General features: G+C 48.7%; 15 protein-coding genes, 1 pseudogene and 1 riboswitch. Of the genes and pseudogenes, 7 read left to right on the top strand and 9 right to left on the bottom strand.

The features are described from left to right. Positions 1–8 precede the first annotated feature (8 nt). Positions 9–674 carry a class D sortase gene (locus ACL9RM_RS07905; protein ID WP_061831942.1) on the top strand — a complete coding sequence of 222 codons (666 nt, stop codon included), beginning with the start codon at positions 9–11 and terminating at the stop codon, positions 672–674. A 90-nt stretch (positions 675–764) separates the two neighbouring features. On the opposite strand, the gene ACL9RM_RS07900 is transcribed toward ACL9RM_RS07905, so the two are convergent. Continuing rightward, complete coding sequence (locus ACL9RM_RS07900) at positions 765–1,232, bottom strand: cupin domain-containing protein (RefSeq protein ID WP_013308442.1); 468 nt, start codon at positions 1,230–1,232, stop codon at positions 765–767. A gap of 306 nt (positions 1,233–1,538) precedes the next feature. Between ACL9RM_RS07900 and ACL9RM_RS07895 the strand changes: the two genes are divergently transcribed. The 4 genes from ACL9RM_RS07895 (at position 1,539) to ACL9RM_RS07880 (ending at position 4,566) form a co-directional block, all read left to right on the top strand. Further along, entirely contained in the window at positions 1,539–2,297 is a 759-nt protein-coding gene (locus tag ACL9RM_RS07895; RefSeq protein ID WP_165178777.1) for an amino acid ABC transporter ATP-binding protein, read from the top strand. Positions 2,298–2,339: 42 nt separating this feature from the next. Next, positions 2,340–3,170, top strand: coding sequence for a transporter substrate-binding domain-containing protein (locus ACL9RM_RS07890; RefSeq protein WP_250267262.1), 831 nt, complete (start codon positions 2,340–2,342; stop codon positions 3,168–3,170). A gap of 71 nt (positions 3,171–3,241) precedes the next feature. Continuing rightward, a complete protein-coding gene (locus ACL9RM_RS07885) occupies positions 3,242–3,901 on the top strand; it encodes an amino acid ABC transporter permease (RefSeq protein ID WP_023986681.1) in 660 nt (219 codons plus the stop codon). 14 nt (positions 3,902–3,915) lie between these two features. Next, positions 3,916–4,566 carry an amino acid ABC transporter permease gene (locus ACL9RM_RS07880; RefSeq protein WP_039270255.1) on the top strand — a complete coding sequence of 217 codons (651 nt, stop codon included), beginning with the start codon at positions 3,916–3,918 and terminating at the stop codon, positions 4,564–4,566. A 27-nt stretch (positions 4,567–4,593) separates the two neighbouring features. On the opposite strand, the gene ACL9RM_RS07875 is transcribed toward ACL9RM_RS07880, so the two are convergent. From ACL9RM_RS07875 to ACL9RM_RS07840, 8 genes and pseudogenes are all read right to left on the bottom strand, one after another. After that, positions 4,594–5,349, bottom strand: a complete 756-nt coding sequence (locus ACL9RM_RS07875) for a LysR substrate-binding domain-containing protein (RefSeq protein ID WP_414126308.1) — start codon at positions 5,347–5,349, stop codon at positions 4,594–4,596. Between the two features lie 6 nt (positions 5,350–5,355). Beyond that, positions 5,356–5,532 (bottom strand): annotated as a pseudogene (locus ACL9RM_RS07870) (LysR family transcriptional regulator); the annotation flags it as partial. Between the two features lie 65 nt (positions 5,533–5,597). Next, positions 5,598–7,418 carry an oligopeptide ABC transporter substrate-binding protein gene (gene opp4A / locus ACL9RM_RS07865; protein WP_250267260.1) on the bottom strand — a complete coding sequence of 607 codons (1,821 nt, stop codon included), beginning with the start codon at positions 7,416–7,418 and terminating at the stop codon, positions 5,598–5,600. 42 nt (positions 7,419–7,460) lie between these two features. Further along, the gene (locus ACL9RM_RS07860) at positions 7,461–8,369 is read right to left on the bottom strand and encodes an ABC transporter permease (protein ID WP_013308435.1); all 909 of its coding nucleotides are present in this window, start codon (positions 8,367–8,369) and stop codon (positions 7,461–7,463) included. Between the two features lie 28 nt (positions 8,370–8,397). Beyond that, on the bottom strand, positions 8,398–9,366 hold the full coding sequence (opp4B, locus tag ACL9RM_RS07855; protein ID WP_250267259.1) for an oligopeptide ABC transporter permease: 969 nt from the start codon (positions 9,364–9,366) through the stop codon (positions 8,398–8,400). Positions 9,367–9,380: 14 nt separating this feature from the next. After that, a complete protein-coding gene (locus ACL9RM_RS07850; protein WP_250267258.1) occupies positions 9,381–10,307 on the bottom strand; it encodes an ABC transporter ATP-binding protein in 927 nt (308 codons plus the stop codon). Next, positions 10,285–11,316 (bottom strand): ABC transporter ATP-binding protein, encoded by a 1,032-nt coding sequence (locus tag ACL9RM_RS07845; protein ID WP_250267257.1) that lies wholly within the window; start codon positions 11,314–11,316, stop codon positions 10,285–10,287. The genes ACL9RM_RS07850 and ACL9RM_RS07845 overlap by 23 nt, the downstream gene beginning before the upstream one ends. Positions 11,317–11,641: 325 nt before the next feature. After that, complete coding sequence (locus tag ACL9RM_RS07840) at positions 11,642–13,231, bottom strand: DUF6359 domain-containing protein (protein WP_250267256.1); 1,590 nt, start codon at positions 13,229–13,231, stop codon at positions 11,642–11,644. Between the two features lie 215 nt (positions 13,232–13,446). Continuing rightward, a riboswitch (glycine riboswitch) is annotated at positions 13,447–13,562 on the top strand. A gap of 211 nt (positions 13,563–13,773) precedes the next feature. On the opposite strand from ACL9RM_RS07840, the gene sdaAB reads away from it, so the two are divergent. Both sdaAB and sdaAA read left to right on the top strand, forming a co-directional pair. Beyond that, on the top strand, positions 13,774–14,463 hold the full coding sequence (sdaAB, locus tag ACL9RM_RS07835) for an L-serine ammonia-lyase, iron-sulfur-dependent subunit beta (RefSeq protein ID WP_250267255.1): 690 nt from the start codon (positions 13,774–13,776) through the stop codon (positions 14,461–14,463). Beyond that, positions 14,453–15,352 carry an L-serine ammonia-lyase, iron-sulfur-dependent, subunit alpha gene (sdaAA, locus tag ACL9RM_RS07830; RefSeq protein WP_250267254.1) on the top strand — a complete coding sequence of 300 codons (900 nt, stop codon included), beginning with the start codon at positions 14,453–14,455 and terminating at the stop codon, positions 15,350–15,352. Before sdaAB ends, sdaAA begins: the two co-directional genes overlap by 11 nt. Positions 15,353–15,422: the final 70 nt, after the last annotated feature.

Here is a 15,422-nt window from a genome sequence, read left to right as displayed (position 1 = left end):
AGGCGAGATTGCTGCGTCTGCGTAAACTTTCCTACGTATTCATTGTGTTAGGCTTACTTTTTATTTTGTTTCCTAAAGCGACGGAATGGAATGAGGATCGGGAACAAAGCAAGCTATTAAAAGCAGCCGAGCTACCAACAGGAAAAAGCGATGCGCTATGGACCGCCAGTCTTACGGACAGCTATGCTCGCTTGTCTACTCGTCTTACGGAAGTTCCGGTTAGTGAAGCGCGACAAAATACTTCCCCACCTCCTGCTCCCATGGCAAGCGCTAATGAACAAACTCCCATAGCCACTATTAGTATAAGTCGTATTGCTTTAAAGCTCCCTGTGTTGGAAGGCGCAACGAGGATAAATATGAGACACGCGGCTGTACATATGCCGGAAACGGGGACGCTGGGACAAGCGGGGAATGCCGCCATTGCTGCTCATCGGGCCCGTACCTCTGGACGTTTATTTAATCGTCTAAATGAATTGAAGATTGGGGATAAGATTGTTGTCAACACTCGGGGTAACCAATATGTATATAGCGTTTATAGCCTGAAGGTGGTTGATCCTACGGACGTGTCTGTTCTGAAAAGCTTCAAAAAACAAAAGCTGCTCACGCTGATTACATGTGACCCTCTCGTAAACCCCACCCATCGTCTCATTGTTCAGGCCAAACTAAGCACCTAAAGCCATTTTAAAGTACCTATTTCTATGAGTAAAAATAAATCAGGCGGGCCATTCCTGTTCATTACAGAAATACACCCGCCAATGCTCACATCATGATTCAGTTGGATTCTTGGCAATCAGCTTGAAATCATCAAAGTGGAATCCTGGTGCAACCACACAGGTTACCAGCACGGGCTCATCCCCAAGCGGACGTGCCGTTTGCCATACTGCTCCTGGGACGAGTGCTTGTGGATGCTGTCCTGCCTCCACATCCGCACCGACGATAATCACAGTTTCTTCACCAGGCTCTTCTCCGCTTCCACCCAATTTCAACTCTACAGGGCTTCCGCTATGATATAACCATAGCTCATCAGAATGGACCACATGCCACTCGGAGAACTCGCCCGGATGCAGCAAGAAATACGTAGACGAAGCTGCAAAGCGCGGACCGGAATACACATCCGGCAGTACAGGCTTCGGAATTTGGAAATGGGCCTTCCACATCTCTTTGTACCAGCCGCCTTCTGGATGGGGCTCCATGCCCAATGCCGTTACTAGCGGTGAAATAGCTTTCGTCATTGTCTAACCTTCCTTTACCCTAAATTCCTTCTTCCCTACTGTAAAACATAGCGTTGCTTTTGTCACGTTTCTCCCTTGGCATGTCGAACGCTATTATTACATGTCAAATTAAATAACATTAAATTGTGAATATTCATTTAATTTTATCATATAAATAGCAGTTAACAAGCAAAAGGACATACCAAAATATACTACGCGTAAAGTTTGATGACATAAAATCTTGTTTTTTATTGTAAGCTTATAGTATCATGAGAGAAATTTTGAAATTCTAATAGAGCTTGATCATGTCAATCCGTCTACTAAGCTATGTATCCAAGCCTAAAAGGGGTGAGCTCTCTGATCCAGTTTCGCAATGTCAACAAGCATTACGGTCACTTCCATGTACTCAAAGACATCAATCTTCAAATTAAGGAGGGCGAGGTCGTCGTAATCATCGGTCCCTCCGGCTCGGGTAAAAGCACCCTGCTTCGCTGCATCAATCGTCTGGAAACGATATCAGATGGGGAGCTGATCGTTAACGAGGTCCCTGTACATGACAAAAAGATTGATATTAATGCCTTCCGCCGCAACATCGGGATGGTGTTCCAACATTTCAATCTGTATCCACACAAAAAGGTGATTGAAAACATTGTACTGGCACCTATGAAGGTACTGGGCATCTCGAAAGAAGAAGCTACTCAAACAGCCATCACCTATCTAAAGCGCGTCGGAATCGAAGAAAAGGCACAGAGCTACCCCGCCCAATTGTCCGGTGGACAGCAGCAGCGGGTCGCGATCGCCCGTGGGCTCGCGATGAATCCAAAAATTATGTTGTTCGACGAGCCTACTTCAGCTCTTGATCCCGAAACGATCGGAGAGGTGCTGGATGTTATGCGCTCGCTCGCCCATCAGGGCATCACAATGGTCATTGTCACTCATGAAATGGGCTTTGCACGTGAAGTGGCGGACCGCGTGATTTTTATGGATAAAGGACAGATTTTGGAAGACAGCCAACCTGCCGAATTTTTCCAGAATCCGGGTGAGGAACGGGCTCGCCTGTTCCTGAGCCGTCTGATTCATCATTAAACAGACTACCAATGTTGCGTAAATCGAAAGGGGAATGTTCTGATGAGAAAAAGATTTCAATGGAGTACTTTGGTGCTGGTAGCTTTATCTTGTCTGCTCGTCTTGGCAGGCTGTGGAGGCAAAGAAGGAGCAGCAACGTCGGGGAATGAGCCGGCAGCAGCCAACGGGCTGGAAGCGATCAAACAGCGTGGCAAACTGGTCGTTGGGGTTAAATACGATACCAAGCTGTTCGGACTGAAAGACCCGGCTAGCGGAAAAGTAGAAGGCTTTGATATCGACATCGCTAAGGCTGTAGCCAAACATATTTTTGGCGATGAAACCAAACTTGAACTAAAAGAGGTCACGTCCAAAACACGAATCACCTTATTGCAAAACGGGGACATTGACGCCATTATCGCGACGATGACCATTTCGGATGAACGTAAAAAACAGGTTGATTTCAGCGACGTCTATTTTAACGCCGGGCAATCTCTGCTCGTGAAAAAGGGGAGCCCCATCACCGGGCTGGAATCTCTGACCCCAAAAACCAAGGTGCTCGCCGTGAAAGGCTCTACTTCCGCCAAAAATATCCGTGAAAAAGCTCCTGAAGCAACGATATTGGAATTCGAAAACTATCAGGATGCTTTCAACGCCCTCAAAGCAGGTAAAGGAGAAGCGTTAACTACCGATAACTCTATTCTGCTCGGCATGCAGAAGCAAGATCCGAATTATATTCTTGTAGGCGGGAACTTCACAGAGGAACCTTACGGCATTGCAGTGAAGAAAGGACAGTCTGAACTGCTGCAAGCCATTAATGATACGATCAAGGAACTGAAAAGCAACGGTGAATACGATAAGCTCCACGAGCAATGGCTTGGGGTTAAACCCGAATAGTATTCTTGTGAAGGAGCCGCGATTGCGAGCTCCTTCCTTTCTTAGGTCTGGATAAGGAGGTACATTCGCAGATGCTTACTTTTGATATCAACGTACTTTTTGATCATAGCGACCGTTTCAGAGAAGGCTTGCTTCATACCGTTCAAGCTAGTGTCATTGCCTTGATCGGAAGCTTTATTCTAGGGGCTATTATTGCCATCCTCCGAATTGCGCCTTTTAAATGGCTGAACTGGATCGGTACCGTCTATGTAGAGGTCATCCGCAATATCCCATTGCTGATCGTCGTACTGTTTTTTTATCTCGGGCTTCCCACTTTGGGCATCCCTTTGGACGGATTCGTATCTGGAACGCTTGGATTGACCGTATACACGGCCTCCTTTATTGCTGAAGCCATACGTGCCGGCATTCAATCTGTGCCCAAGGGGCAATTTGAAGCGGCAAGGTCCTCCGGGTTGAGTTACAACCAGACGATGATCAGCATTATTTTACCGCAAGCCATCAAAATTGTACTGCCTGCAATCGGCAACCAATTCATTAATCTGGTCAAAAACTCTTCCGTGCTGGCTATTGTGGCCGGACTGGACCTAATGTATTACTCGGACCTCATTAACTCGGATACCTTCCTGCCCATCACAGTCTACGCCATCACGGCGCTGTTGTATCTTATCTTGACGGTTCCGCTTAGCTTTCTTGTACTATATATGGAACGGCGTCTGTCCAAAACATCCTAAGGAGGGAAGCCCGTATGGATTTCGGTGGATTATTTGTGTGGCCTAATGTGCGTTTTATACTGGAGGGCTTCCTGCTCACGCTGGAGGTTGCTATTTACTCTATCGTGTTCAGCTTCGTTCTCGGTATCTTATTCGGCATCCTGCGCTATACCCGCTTACCTGTCATTTCACAGGTTGCAGCCTTTATCATTGATCTCATTCGCAATCTTCCATTATTGCTCATTATTTTCTTCATCGGTATGGTTTTACCATCCATCGGATTGTCGATTTCCCTCAAGTGGGCAGCCATTACAGGCCTGTCGATCTTCGAGGGAGCCATGATCGCCGAGATTGTGCGCAGCGGTCTGAATTCGGTCCATAAAGGACAGGTGGAAGCCGCACGTTCCTCCGGTCTAAGCTACTCTCAAACCTTATGGCATATCATTCTGCCCCAAGCGCTTCGTCGCATGGTGCCCCCGATTGTCAGCCAGTTCATTTCCCTATTCAAGGATACCTCACTGGCTGTCATTATCAGTTTGCCGGAGCTGACGCATAACATTCAGATTGTCGGTGGGCAAAATCAATCCTTTGTCATTCCAGCCCTGCTGTTCGCAGCTTTCCTGTACTTTGCTGTCAATTACAGTATGTCACTGATTGCACGCAGGCTGGAAGTTCGTACACATTAAAGCTCGTGATACTCATCAGCGTTGCCACTAGTTGGAACGCACTGTTAATACAGCTTGTATCTTTTCAATTAATCGCTTCAATGCTTCTCCCTGATAACGGCCAGACCGATAAATCAACTCTAGCTGACCCTGGAGCACGCCGCACAAAATAGGTACAGTGCAAAATTGTGAGCGATCCAATTCTGCCGCAAGGGACTCCGTCTGTAGGGTTACGGCAAGTCCCTCCTGCACCCAGCGCAGGATTGAAGGTATGGAATTTGTCTCCAAGACGGTTGCAAAGGGATACCCGCGATCCCGGAAGCACTTCTCAATCAGCTTCCTGCCGGGATGACACTCTGGCTGCATCGCCCAGGATACATGCCTCAATTCGTCCAGCGTAATGGAAGATCGGTTGGAAAACACATGCTCTACCGGAACAACAAGACAGTAGTTCTCCGTACGAAGAGGAAGCTGGACAAGCCTTTCATCCGTACCCGAATGCAGCGTAATGCCAACATCCATTCGGTTATCCAGCAGCTGTTCTGTTACATCAAATGATGGATGGATGTGCAGGCTGACTCTAGGAAATGACTGATGAAAATGGATAAGCATTTCATGCAATGACTCCTCCAGCTCCGGTAATGCGATACCAATCCGCAAACTCCCGCGTTGCTCGGTGCGCAACTCCTCAATGGAAGCCTTTGCTTGCTGTAAATCCTTGAGCGCATGTGCACTGTGTTGCAGCAACAATTTCCCGGCATCTGTCATTTTAATTTTCTTACCTGCACGGTCAAAAAGCGTCATGCCCAATTCCTCCTCCAGCGCCTTGATTTGCAAGCTAAGCGTGGGTTGGGAGATTCCAATCTTTTCCGAAGCTTTCGTAAAATGTAGTTCCTCGCATACGGCAATGAAGTATTGAAGCTGACGTATTTCCGTCTTCCTTCTCTCCCTTCGAGAATCCCCAGAATGATTGCATGAAAAGGTCAAAAGAAGCGCAAAATCGGATCCATCCGGTTCGCGCTTCTTCTTCAGGTTATTGCGCTTTTTTGAGATTATTGGGCTACTTCTGCTTTTTCCGCAGTCAACGTAATATTCGCAAACGTGTCTGCATCATACTCCTTGCCACGAGTAATATCGTAATTGGCTACCCGATTATTCACTGCCTCTAACGAGTAACGGAATAACGTCGGTACGATGGGTGCCTCCTCGCTCATATACGCCTGCCACTGATTGTATATATCTTTACGATAATTGTCGTCAAAGGCTTTCACAGACACCCCTTCCTGCAACAGCTTATCATTCTCTTCACTGGTAAAGCGCGAGTAGTTAAAGCTGGCTCCGCGTCCATACAGCCCACTAGGGTTTACATCTGTACCTGTACTCCATGCGCCGCCAAAAATATCAATGCCGGGGTCATCCTTTTGCACACGGTCATAGAAAGAATTGAACTCAAGCAGACGACCGTCCACCAGTTCGACATGAAGCCCGACATCCTTCCAATTTTGCAAATAAAACTTCGCCAGCGATTCGGCTGTCGCATCCCCGCTCATTGCTGCATAATGGAGTACCAGTTCCTTGCCCTTAGGGTCCTCACGGTATCCATCTCCATTGGTATCCACATAGCCTGCCTCGTCCAGCAGCTTTTTCGCCTTGTCCGGGTCATACGTGATGCCCTTTGCATTCATATCATGATATCCCTTAAAGGCAGGCGGAATCAGGGATGTTGCTGGAATCCGAAGTCCATGATAGAGCTGCTTGCCGACCTGCTCATTATTCAGCGCATAGCCGAGGGCCTGACGCAATGACTTGTTCGCCAGCTTGGCGTTCGGGTCCATGATATTTAGATTCTTGGCCTGATCGAATTTGCCCATCTTAAAGCCTACATAGCTATAAGATAATTCCTCCTGACCGAGAAACTGTACATTTTTCGGATTGCTGGCCTCATTGTAACGGGTGGTTGGATAGCTGGCCCAGTCGACTTCTCCACTTTTCAGCGCCTCGGTAATGACATTCGGGTTCACCACCTTCAGATGAAGGCCATCTAACTTGGGCTCACCGTGGAAATAATTTTCATTTTTGACGAATTCCACAGATTCACCTGTGACCATGGATTTAATTTTGAACGGCCCATAGCCAATCGGATTTTTACGGACAGGATCAGATCCGGCCATATCTTTCACGGGAATATTCTGAAATACCTTTTTCTCCAGTGGTGTAGACCAAAGCCCCGATTTCACCGAAGGATTAGGTTCCTTGAAGTGAATGGTAACGTCTTTCTCATTCAGCACCTTGATGCCAGAAATGGTTTTGGCCTTACCCGCGTGATAATCCTCCATGCCCACAATGTTGGTCATAAAGCTATCATAACGCGGACCTTCATAGTCTTTATGACCAATCACTTCATAGGAAAAAGCATAGTCCTCTGCCGTTACGGGATTACCATCCGTCCAGTTCAGCTTGGGATCAATTTTGACAGTCACCGCCTTATTGTCTGGGGAAAAGGAAATTGTCGCCGCTCCTTTATCATCAATATTCAGATTGGAGTCAATCGAAAACATAGAAGGGTAGAAAAACTGGAAGACTTCAAAATCAGGATTGCCTTCATAAAATACAGGATTCAGAATACCTTCAAAAGGGGTATCAGACACGAGTGCATAATTGATGATGCCACCCTTAATCGGCGCCTTATCGTTCTTGACCGCCTTCGCCAGCGCTGTCGCATTCACCTGCTTGCTGTCGGACCCTGAGCCGCCTGTACCGTCAGACGATTTCCCTCCATTTGAAGCGGAAGGCGAACCGCTGCATGCGGCCAGTGAAAATACCAAAATTGCAGATAGAACAGGCAGAATTCCTTTTTTCCAGCGTTTAACCATTGTAAATCCCTCCTTGTCATTGTCCTTATCCTTGAACTTCAGTTAACCCAATCGTTGTCTGGCATCCGTGGCGCGTTTGAGCGCCTGGCCAATAAAGTTAATCGCCAGCATTAGCACCAAAATAAGCAGTGAGGCAGGCAACCACATCCACCAGCTATTCTGCAAAACATCCGGGTCATTGGCATAACTCACCAGTGTACCCAAGCTTGGAGTAGATTCCGGTAAGCCAAAGCCGAGATAAGAAAGACCGGTCTCAATCCCGATATTTCCCGCGAGACTGAGGGTCAGATTGACGATCACGACCGAGCTAAGATTGGGCAGCACGCCAAACCAGATGATTTTCCAATTAGGTGTGCCAAGGGTTTTCGAAGCCTGCACATAATCCAGTTCGCGCTCCGACAACACCTTGGCCCGGATCAGACGTGCTTTTCCAATCCATAAAAAGGCAGTCATAATGAAAATAAAGGACCCTATGCCGCTTTTGGGTACAATGCTGACAAATACGATAACCAGCATCAAAAACGGAAGCACCAGAATAAAATCAATGATCCGCATGATGATGTTATCGACCAGTCCCCCATAAAAACCAGCCAGCAAACCTAACGTTAAGCCAATAGCGGCGGATAACAATGTAATCGTAAAGCCGATGGTGAAGGAATTGCGAGCTCCAATGACCAGCTGACCGAAAATATCCCTGCCCGCTCGATCTGTCCCCAGCCAATGCACTGAGCCTGGAGCTTCACGGATCGCGCCCAAATCGACCGTCGTGACTACATCCTGATTTACAAACAGGACAGAGGCATATATAAAGATCAAGAACAGAATTACAAAGCCAATGGAAACCAAGGACATTTTGTCACGCACCAGCTCACGACGCAGTACAGACCAACTGGATGGTGATTTACGAATGATTTCCGGCGTGAAGACCTCCTCCACCTGTATAGACACCATAATCCCTCCCTTTCTCTAGACTTGTTCGCTATTCAATTCGAATGCGGGGATCGACTTTGCTTAGGATGACATCAGATAAAAGAGTTCCTAATAGCGCCAAGAAGCCAGAGATCATGACCAGCGCGTTCACGACTGAAAAATCCCGTTGAGTGATGGACTGGAGAAATAATTGGCCCAACCCCGGATAACCGAAAATAGATTCAAGAAAAATATTGCCTGCAATTACTCCCGTCAGGTCATAGCCCAAAAAGGCAGCAATCGGCAATAGAGAGTTTTTGAAAATATGGCGGGAATAAATTTTACCTTCGGGCACCCCTTTGGAACGCGCTGTTTTCACAAAATCCTTCAGTCTTGTGTCAATGACCTCATTGCGCAAATACTGAATCGTAGCCGTTGTACTGAGCAATGCGCCTGTAACCGCAGGTAAAATGAGATGATACGACTTGTTCACGTAATATGCCCATGTTCCCGGCTCCACGCCTACATCCACACTGCCGCTGGTTGGAAACCAGCCGAGCCTGAATCCGAATACGTACAGCAACAACAACGCGAGTATAAATAGAGGTGTCGCAAAGCTGAGATAGGTATAGCCCACTACGGTTTTATCCAGCAAACTATGCTGATAACGACCGCTGAGTACGCCGAGCGGAATGGCGATCAGATACGTCAGAACCAGAATTACTACGCCCAGAAAGAACGTGTTCCCCAGACGGCTGCCAATCAGATCGGTAACGCTAATTTTATGTACATAAGATTTGCCCAGATCCCCGTGAGCAAGCTGGACGAGCCAGTTCCCATACTGCACCCACACCGGATCATTCAGTCCCAGTTTTTGTCGCTGTTCTTCCAGTGCGGCCGGATTCAGATTGGGTGTCGAGGTAATAAGTCCTGTCAGGGCATCCCCCGGCATAGCCTTAGCTAGGAAAAATATAAGCACGCTCAGTGCAAAAAGTTGAGGGATCATAACCAGCAGCCGACGCAGTGTAAATTTCCACATATTCTGTACCCCCCTTATGGTAGCGCGACTTGATGGGATGGACTTACTGATTTTAGTGCAAACGGCTTTCCACTCGCGTCTAGATGTTGGGGTAGCTCTGTTTTGTAGGAGGATAAAAGCATTCGCCTTTTTTGGGCATTTTCCAGTCGTTTTGTAGGATCAATATTGGGAATGGTTGCAATGAGGCGCTGGGTATACAGATGCTGTGGACGCTCATAAATGTCTTGCTCGCTCCCCTGTTCCACTAGACGTCCTCGGTACATAATACCGATTTGGTCACACATATGGCGGATAATACCTAGGTCATGACTAATGAACAAATACGTTAAATTAAACTCCCGCTGCACATCCTTCATAAAATTAAGCACCTGTGCCTGCACGGAAACGTCCAGCGCCGACACCGGCTCATCTGCAATGATCAGCTTGGGGTTTAATGTAAGCGCACGCGCGATCCCGATCCGCTGCCGCTGCCCCCCGGAAAATTCATGCGGATATTTGTAGGCTGCATCGGCATTCAAGCCGACCTTTTCCAGCAACGTCTGTACTTTCCTTCGTTCTTCCTCACTGCTCAGCCTTTCAAAATTTCGCAACGGTTCAGCAATGACATCCAATACGCGCTTACGCGGGTTGAGTGAAGAGTATGGGTCCTGAAAAATCATCTGAATATCTCTACGCAGTGGATGGCGATTGTTACGGCTCAGAGCTGTAAGGTCCTTTCCTTTAAACAGAATCCGTCCGCTCGTCAGCTTATTTAGACCGATGATCGTCCTGCCTGTCGTCGTTTTTCCACAGCCGGATTCTCCCACCAGCCCGTATGTCTGGCCTGCCTCAATGCTGATCGACACGCCATCCACTGCTTTCACCTGATCGATAACACGCTGGAAGAAACCACCGCGCACCGGATAGTGGACCCTCAGATCATTTAACTCTAGTAGTGCCATGAGCAGCCTCCCCCTTTGCCTCGTCTTCAAAATGAAAATGCTGATAACATGTACAACGGACCCAATGTCCAGGGGAAATTTCATTTAGTTGGGGATGGTCTTCATGCACTCTCTGCTGAATCCAGGGAATACGCGGAGCAAAGCGGCAACTATTGCGGGGGATATCTTGTAATGAGGGAACAATACCGCCGATGACATGCAGTGATTCCCCCTTGGTATGAGATCCCGGCATAGAAGCAAGCAAAGAACGCGTATACGGATGCTGTGGATGCCTGAATAATTCAAAAACATCAGCGCTCTCCACGATTTCTCCGGCATACATGACCACCACGCGGTCGGCTACTTCTGCCACAACTCCAAGATCGTGCGTAATCAGGATAATTCCGCTCTCAGTCTCCTGTTGAAGCTGTTTGAGCAAGTCGAGAATTTGCGATTGGATCGTTACATCGAGCGCAGTAGTTGGTTCATCTGCAATAATAAGAGAAGGTCGGCAAGCTATGGCAATCGCGATCATCACACGCTGCCGCATCCCTCCTGACAGTTCATGCGGATACTGCTCATACACACGCACAGGATTCGGTATATCTACGCTTTCCAGCAGCTCCAGCACACGTTCCCTTTTTTGCTTCGTAGATAGTGACGTATGATAATCAAGATTTTCCTCAATCTGCTTGCCAATGCTCATCAACGGGTTGAGTGCTGTCAGCGGGTCCTGAAAAATCATGCCAATGCCCGCTCCGCGGATTTTATTCATTTGTCCTGAAGAAAGACGGTTTAGGTCCGTGCCTTTAAAAAGGACCTCTCCCTCTACACGTGTGCGTTCCATGTCATGCAGTTGCGGGATAGAAAGCGCCAGCGCGCTTTTGCCACAGCCAGATTCTCCGACTACAGCCAGCACTTCATTGGGGTTGACCGTCAGATCCAAATGGTCGACTGCGGGGTGATATTGATCCTTGATGCGAAAAGAGACGGATAATCCTTTAATTTCCAACACGGGTTCGGTATTCAATGCGCGCTTCCTCCATTCTCCATGGTCTTGTCCCGCTTATTCTCACCATGTTTGATGTTTAAAACCTCTCATAAACATTACATACCGTTTTTGTCGGAATAATTTGAATACATCCTATCACCAGTATATGGATATATCAATTAAGATTATGCTATCAACATCATTTAAAAAATCAATGATCCAGCAGTAGCACGGCCTTTCTGGCACAAAATGTAATGAAATAACCAACCACAGGTTAATTTTCATCACAAAAAAAGTCGCCTGATCCCTCTACAGGGATCAAACGACTAATTAGCACCAGCTCACATTGAGCTCCTCACGATAATTACGAAGCCGCTCCATAGGAGCCAGACTTGAACGTTCTAGGATCATACCATTTGTAGCCTGCTGCCGGAGCAGACCAAGGCTCAGCCTGCGGTTCCGTGGAAGCCGCAGGCTCCTCGAATGGCAGAAGCTTCGTTGGTTGATCCAGAGTCAAACCTGCCACATCAGACAATTTCGTGTAGTCCTGCTTCCATGCAAGCCATTGGACCGTTTGCACCAGGAAGGTGGAATCATCCACTTCCTCGAAACCATCATATGTCTTCTTCGACTGTCCGTTTTCCTCACGCACATATTTCGGTGTAGCATCTTCTACAGGGGAAGAATCACCGATGAACGCTGCCTTGCCTTGACCTACCTTGGAGATAGCAGCATAAGGTCCTTCCGCACGGCCCCCGCCGTTATAAACTCCCTGGTCTACAGCATTCCCCCATTTTTTCGTGCCTGAAGGGATATAAGCAATGCCTTTAGCCTTGGTAGGATCAATAATAGCCAGCGTAGATCCTGCATGCATTGCAATCGAGCGCACACCCTTGGTAATACCGAAAGATTGATCTGCGGCTACAATGTCAGTAGCATTCACGTCACCAAGCGCATTATAACGGAAACGAACACCAAAGTTGGTCGCCAGCCAATCGGAGCTTGTTAATCCTTGCATCGCCGGTGATGCAGCTTCTTCTGCAGTCATGCCTTTGGCCGGATTAGTATAGGCTCCACGACGGTAGCCATTCATAACTTCGGAGGAATCCCAACGGTTTTTGTTACGGTCCGCATTATAATGATCGGAGATGAAGAAGACGCTCCCCCCGTTATTCACGTATTGCAGCAGAGCAGCCTGCTCGGATGCCTTAAAGGCAACATTCGCTTCACCAATAATGAACACATCATATTGGCGCAGCTTGTCATATGTTATGGCCTGCTCTCCATAAGTAAAAGGAATGGGACGATTCAATTGGTCTACCGTAAAGCCTACATTACGCAGTCCATTGGCAAAGTCGGAGAAGGCGCCTTCAATGACCCAATCTGCTGCGCCAGCGGTCTGTGCGTGCGTATTATCGAACAGCACCTTTTTGCCTTTTCCATCCGGCAATGTAGTACCGGGTTGACCCGGGTTGCCAGGTTCACCTGGTTCCCCCGGCTCGCTTCCGCTCACCAGTTCAACAGCGCTTGGGCTTTTCACTCCACCAAAATTATTGTAGGCGCCGAGTGTACCCGTCACACGAATTTTGCTGCCGATCAGCTCAGGATGGCCTGACAGCCCAAATTGCCCTCTGTACGCTGAAGTCAGCTGTACATCCAATAGATTAGACGTATTACGTTCATTTGCCTGATCGGCAATCAGTACGTTAAAATCATTCGCGAACGGAGAAGAAAAGTTAGTCGTTTTCGATCCGGTAGCATGTCCGACGATGTAGCCTTCCACCGTCACCGTACCTCCACTGCTTTGGCCCTGAAGTGCTTCGGCTACTGTCAATGCTCCCTCTGCCTTGACCTGACCGAATGGTACGAAGATCCCGATCAGCAGTGATACGATTGCTGCTAGATGCAGCATCCCTTTTAAGCGTGAACCTGTGAACCGCAAGCCTTTTACCATACGTCAATATCCCTCCTATGTTTTCCATAAATGTACTTGTCCTTTATCAGATTAGCCGCCAATCTTCTAATTCCTTCCTGATTTCATCCATAATTATGTAAATTTTAATCTTTTTTATTGGAAACGCACCTGTTTATGTAAAAATTGAACCCTGTGATTGACACCGAGCACGGCATACATTACCCTAAGGAAGACATGTAGAACGGTATACGCGAATGAAGATGACGGGAGAGTCTGTCCAGGGAGCCTACACTCTGGCGGCACCGAAGGAGCAAGACGCCAGCACCCGGCTGGCGGATAATCTCTCAGGTCCATGTATCGTCATCTGACGCAACTCTGGAGAGAGCGCAAGCCACCCAAGGGGTAAGGCGGTAAGAACACCGCACGAAACTCTCAGGTAACGAGGACAGAGATAAGGGAAACTTCCTTATCCTGTCCTTTTTTGTGCTCACATTGCGCGTCAGCATTAGGAACCGTCATAAACGCGCAAAGACGCGGAAATACCATATAGTATGGTATTAGAACATACAGGGGGCCACACCATGCGTTTCAAAGATGTATTTTCCATTATCGGCCCGGCCATGACCGGACCTTCCAGTTCACACACCGCAGGCGCGGTGCGACTCGCACGCGTTGCCCGGCACTGGCTCGGAGTGCAGCCTGACCGTGCTCGCATGACATTATACGGCTCCTTTGCCGATACGTATAAAGGACACGGTACAGATCTGGCGCTCATCGCAGGACTGCTTAATTACGATACGGACGATCACCGGATTCCCGATGCCGAGCAATGGGCCGAACAAGCCGGGATGGCCGTGGAATTCGCCGTCAGCGGACTCCCCGCCCCTCATCCGAACACTGTCCGTTTCGAGCTGTGGAAGGGCGAGGATCAGCGCACACTGTTGGGCTCCTCCATCGGCGGCGGCAGCATCCATGTCCAGCAACTGAACGAATTCCGGGTCAATCTGACCGGGGAGTTGCCTACGCTGGTGCTTCTCCACTCGGATAAGCCCGGTACATTGGGCGCGATAACTTCAGCGCTGGGCGCGGCTCACATTAACATTGCCTATATGCACGTAGATCGCAAGGGCCGGGATGGTGAAGCGCTCACCGCCATTGAAACGGACAGTTCTGCTCCAGCTGAACTAATTGCGGAACTGCGTTCTTTACCTCATATGTATGAAATTAAGATGATTAATTTGAAAAAAGGAGCTGAATCCGATGCGGTTTAGCCATCTGCATGAGATCAGCGCTTTATGCGCTGAAGAATCCACCACGATTGGCCGCTTGATGATTCAAGAGCAGGTACAAGAAACGAATACAACGGAGGAAGAAATCTTTCGCCAAATGTCTGATTATTATGAAGTCATGAAGGAAGCCGTTCATCGCGGTCAGACACAAGACACCGTATCCCGCAGTGGATTGACGGGCGGTGACGGCAAGCGCCTAGCCGAGTATCTGCGGGCAGGGGAAACCTGCTCCGGTGATGCCTCCGCGCTCGCCATGGCTTATGCCCTCTCCGTGTCGGAGGTGAATGCATCCATGGGTCGCATTGTCGCCACGCCTACCGCAGGCTCATGTGGGGTTATCCCTGGTGTATTCATCAGTGCGCAGGAGCGGTTCGGCTGGGATGATGAGCATATGGTGCACGGCCTATTCGCCGCTGGAGCCATTGGCTACGTGATCGCCAACAACTCCTTCATTTCTGGCGCGGAGGGAGGCTGTCAGGCTGAGATTGGCTCAGCTATCGGGATGGCCGCTGGCGCTATGGTCGAGCTGCGCGGTGGTACGCCTGAACAGGCTGTTCACGCCGTGGGTCTCGCCCTTAAGAACACGCTCGGCCTGATTTGCGACCCCGTCGCCGGACTCGTGGAGATTCCGTGCATCGTGCGCAACGGGCTGGGATCCGTGACTGCACTTGCCGCAGCAGATATGGCTTTGGCGGGTGTGCGCAGCGCTATTCCGTCTGACGAAGTCATTGACGTGATGCTTGAAGTCGGCAGTGCGATGCCGTCGAAGCACCGCGAGACCGCCAAAGGCGGGTTGGCCCAGACGCCGACTGGCAAGCGTTTGACCGAATCACTTACACGCAACACACCAACCAAGAAGGATAAGTCATAAATTATAAGCGGTAGCCTCCTTAAAATAAAAGAGCAAGCCTATCGTCCTTGGACGTATGCTTGCTCTCTTT

It is taken from the genome of Paenibacillus sp. S29 (genome assembly GCF_049319765.1).
Classification (GTDB): Bacteria; Bacillota; Bacilli; order Paenibacillales; family Paenibacillaceae; genus Paenibacillus; species Paenibacillus polymyxa_B.
This window is presented reverse-complemented; position numbering and strand designations above follow the sequence as displayed.

Excerpts from the sequence above, each read along its gene's own strand:
- ACL9RM_RS07900 (WP_013308442.1), bottom strand. The coding sequence starts at position 1,232 with ATGACGAAAGCTATTTCACCGCTAGTAACGGCATTGGGCATGGAGCCC.
- ACL9RM_RS07895 (WP_165178777.1), top strand. The coding sequence starts at position 1,539 with ATGTATCCAAGCCTAAAAGGGGTGAGCTCTCTGATCCAGTTTCGCAAT.
- ACL9RM_RS07890 (WP_250267262.1), top strand. The coding sequence starts at position 2,340 with ATGAGAAAAAGATTTCAATGGAGTACTTTGGTGCTGGTAGCTTTATCT.
- ACL9RM_RS07885 (WP_023986681.1), top strand. The coding sequence starts at position 3,242 with ATGCTTACTTTTGATATCAACGTACTTTTTGATCATAGCGACCGTTTC.
- ACL9RM_RS07880 (WP_039270255.1), top strand. The coding sequence starts at position 3,916 with ATGGATTTCGGTGGATTATTTGTGTGGCCTAATGTGCGTTTTATACTG.
- ACL9RM_RS07875 (WP_414126308.1), bottom strand. The coding sequence starts at position 5,349 with ATGACGCTTTTTGACCGTGCAGGTAAGAAAATTAAAATGACAGATGCC.
- opp4A (WP_250267260.1), bottom strand. The coding sequence starts at position 7,418 with ATGGTTAAACGCTGGAAAAAAGGAATTCTGCCTGTTCTATCTGCAATT.
- ACL9RM_RS07860 (WP_013308435.1), bottom strand. The coding sequence starts at position 8,369 with ATGGTGTCTATACAGGTGGAGGAGGTCTTCACGCCGGAAATCATTCGT.
- opp4B (WP_250267259.1), bottom strand. The coding sequence starts at position 9,366 with ATGTGGAAATTTACACTGCGTCGGCTGCTGGTTATGATCCCTCAACTT.
- ACL9RM_RS07850 (WP_250267258.1), bottom strand. The coding sequence starts at position 10,307 with ATGGCACTACTAGAGTTAAATGATCTGAGGGTCCACTATCCGGTGCGC.
- ACL9RM_RS07840 (WP_250267256.1), bottom strand. The coding sequence starts at position 13,231 with ATGGTAAAAGGCTTGCGGTTCACAGGTTCACGCTTAAAAGGGATGCTG.
- sdaAB (WP_250267255.1), top strand. The coding sequence starts at position 13,774 with ATGCGTTTCAAAGATGTATTTTCCATTATCGGCCCGGCCATGACCGGA.
- sdaAA (WP_250267254.1), top strand. The coding sequence starts at position 14,453 with ATGCGGTTTAGCCATCTGCATGAGATCAGCGCTTTATGCGCTGAAGAA.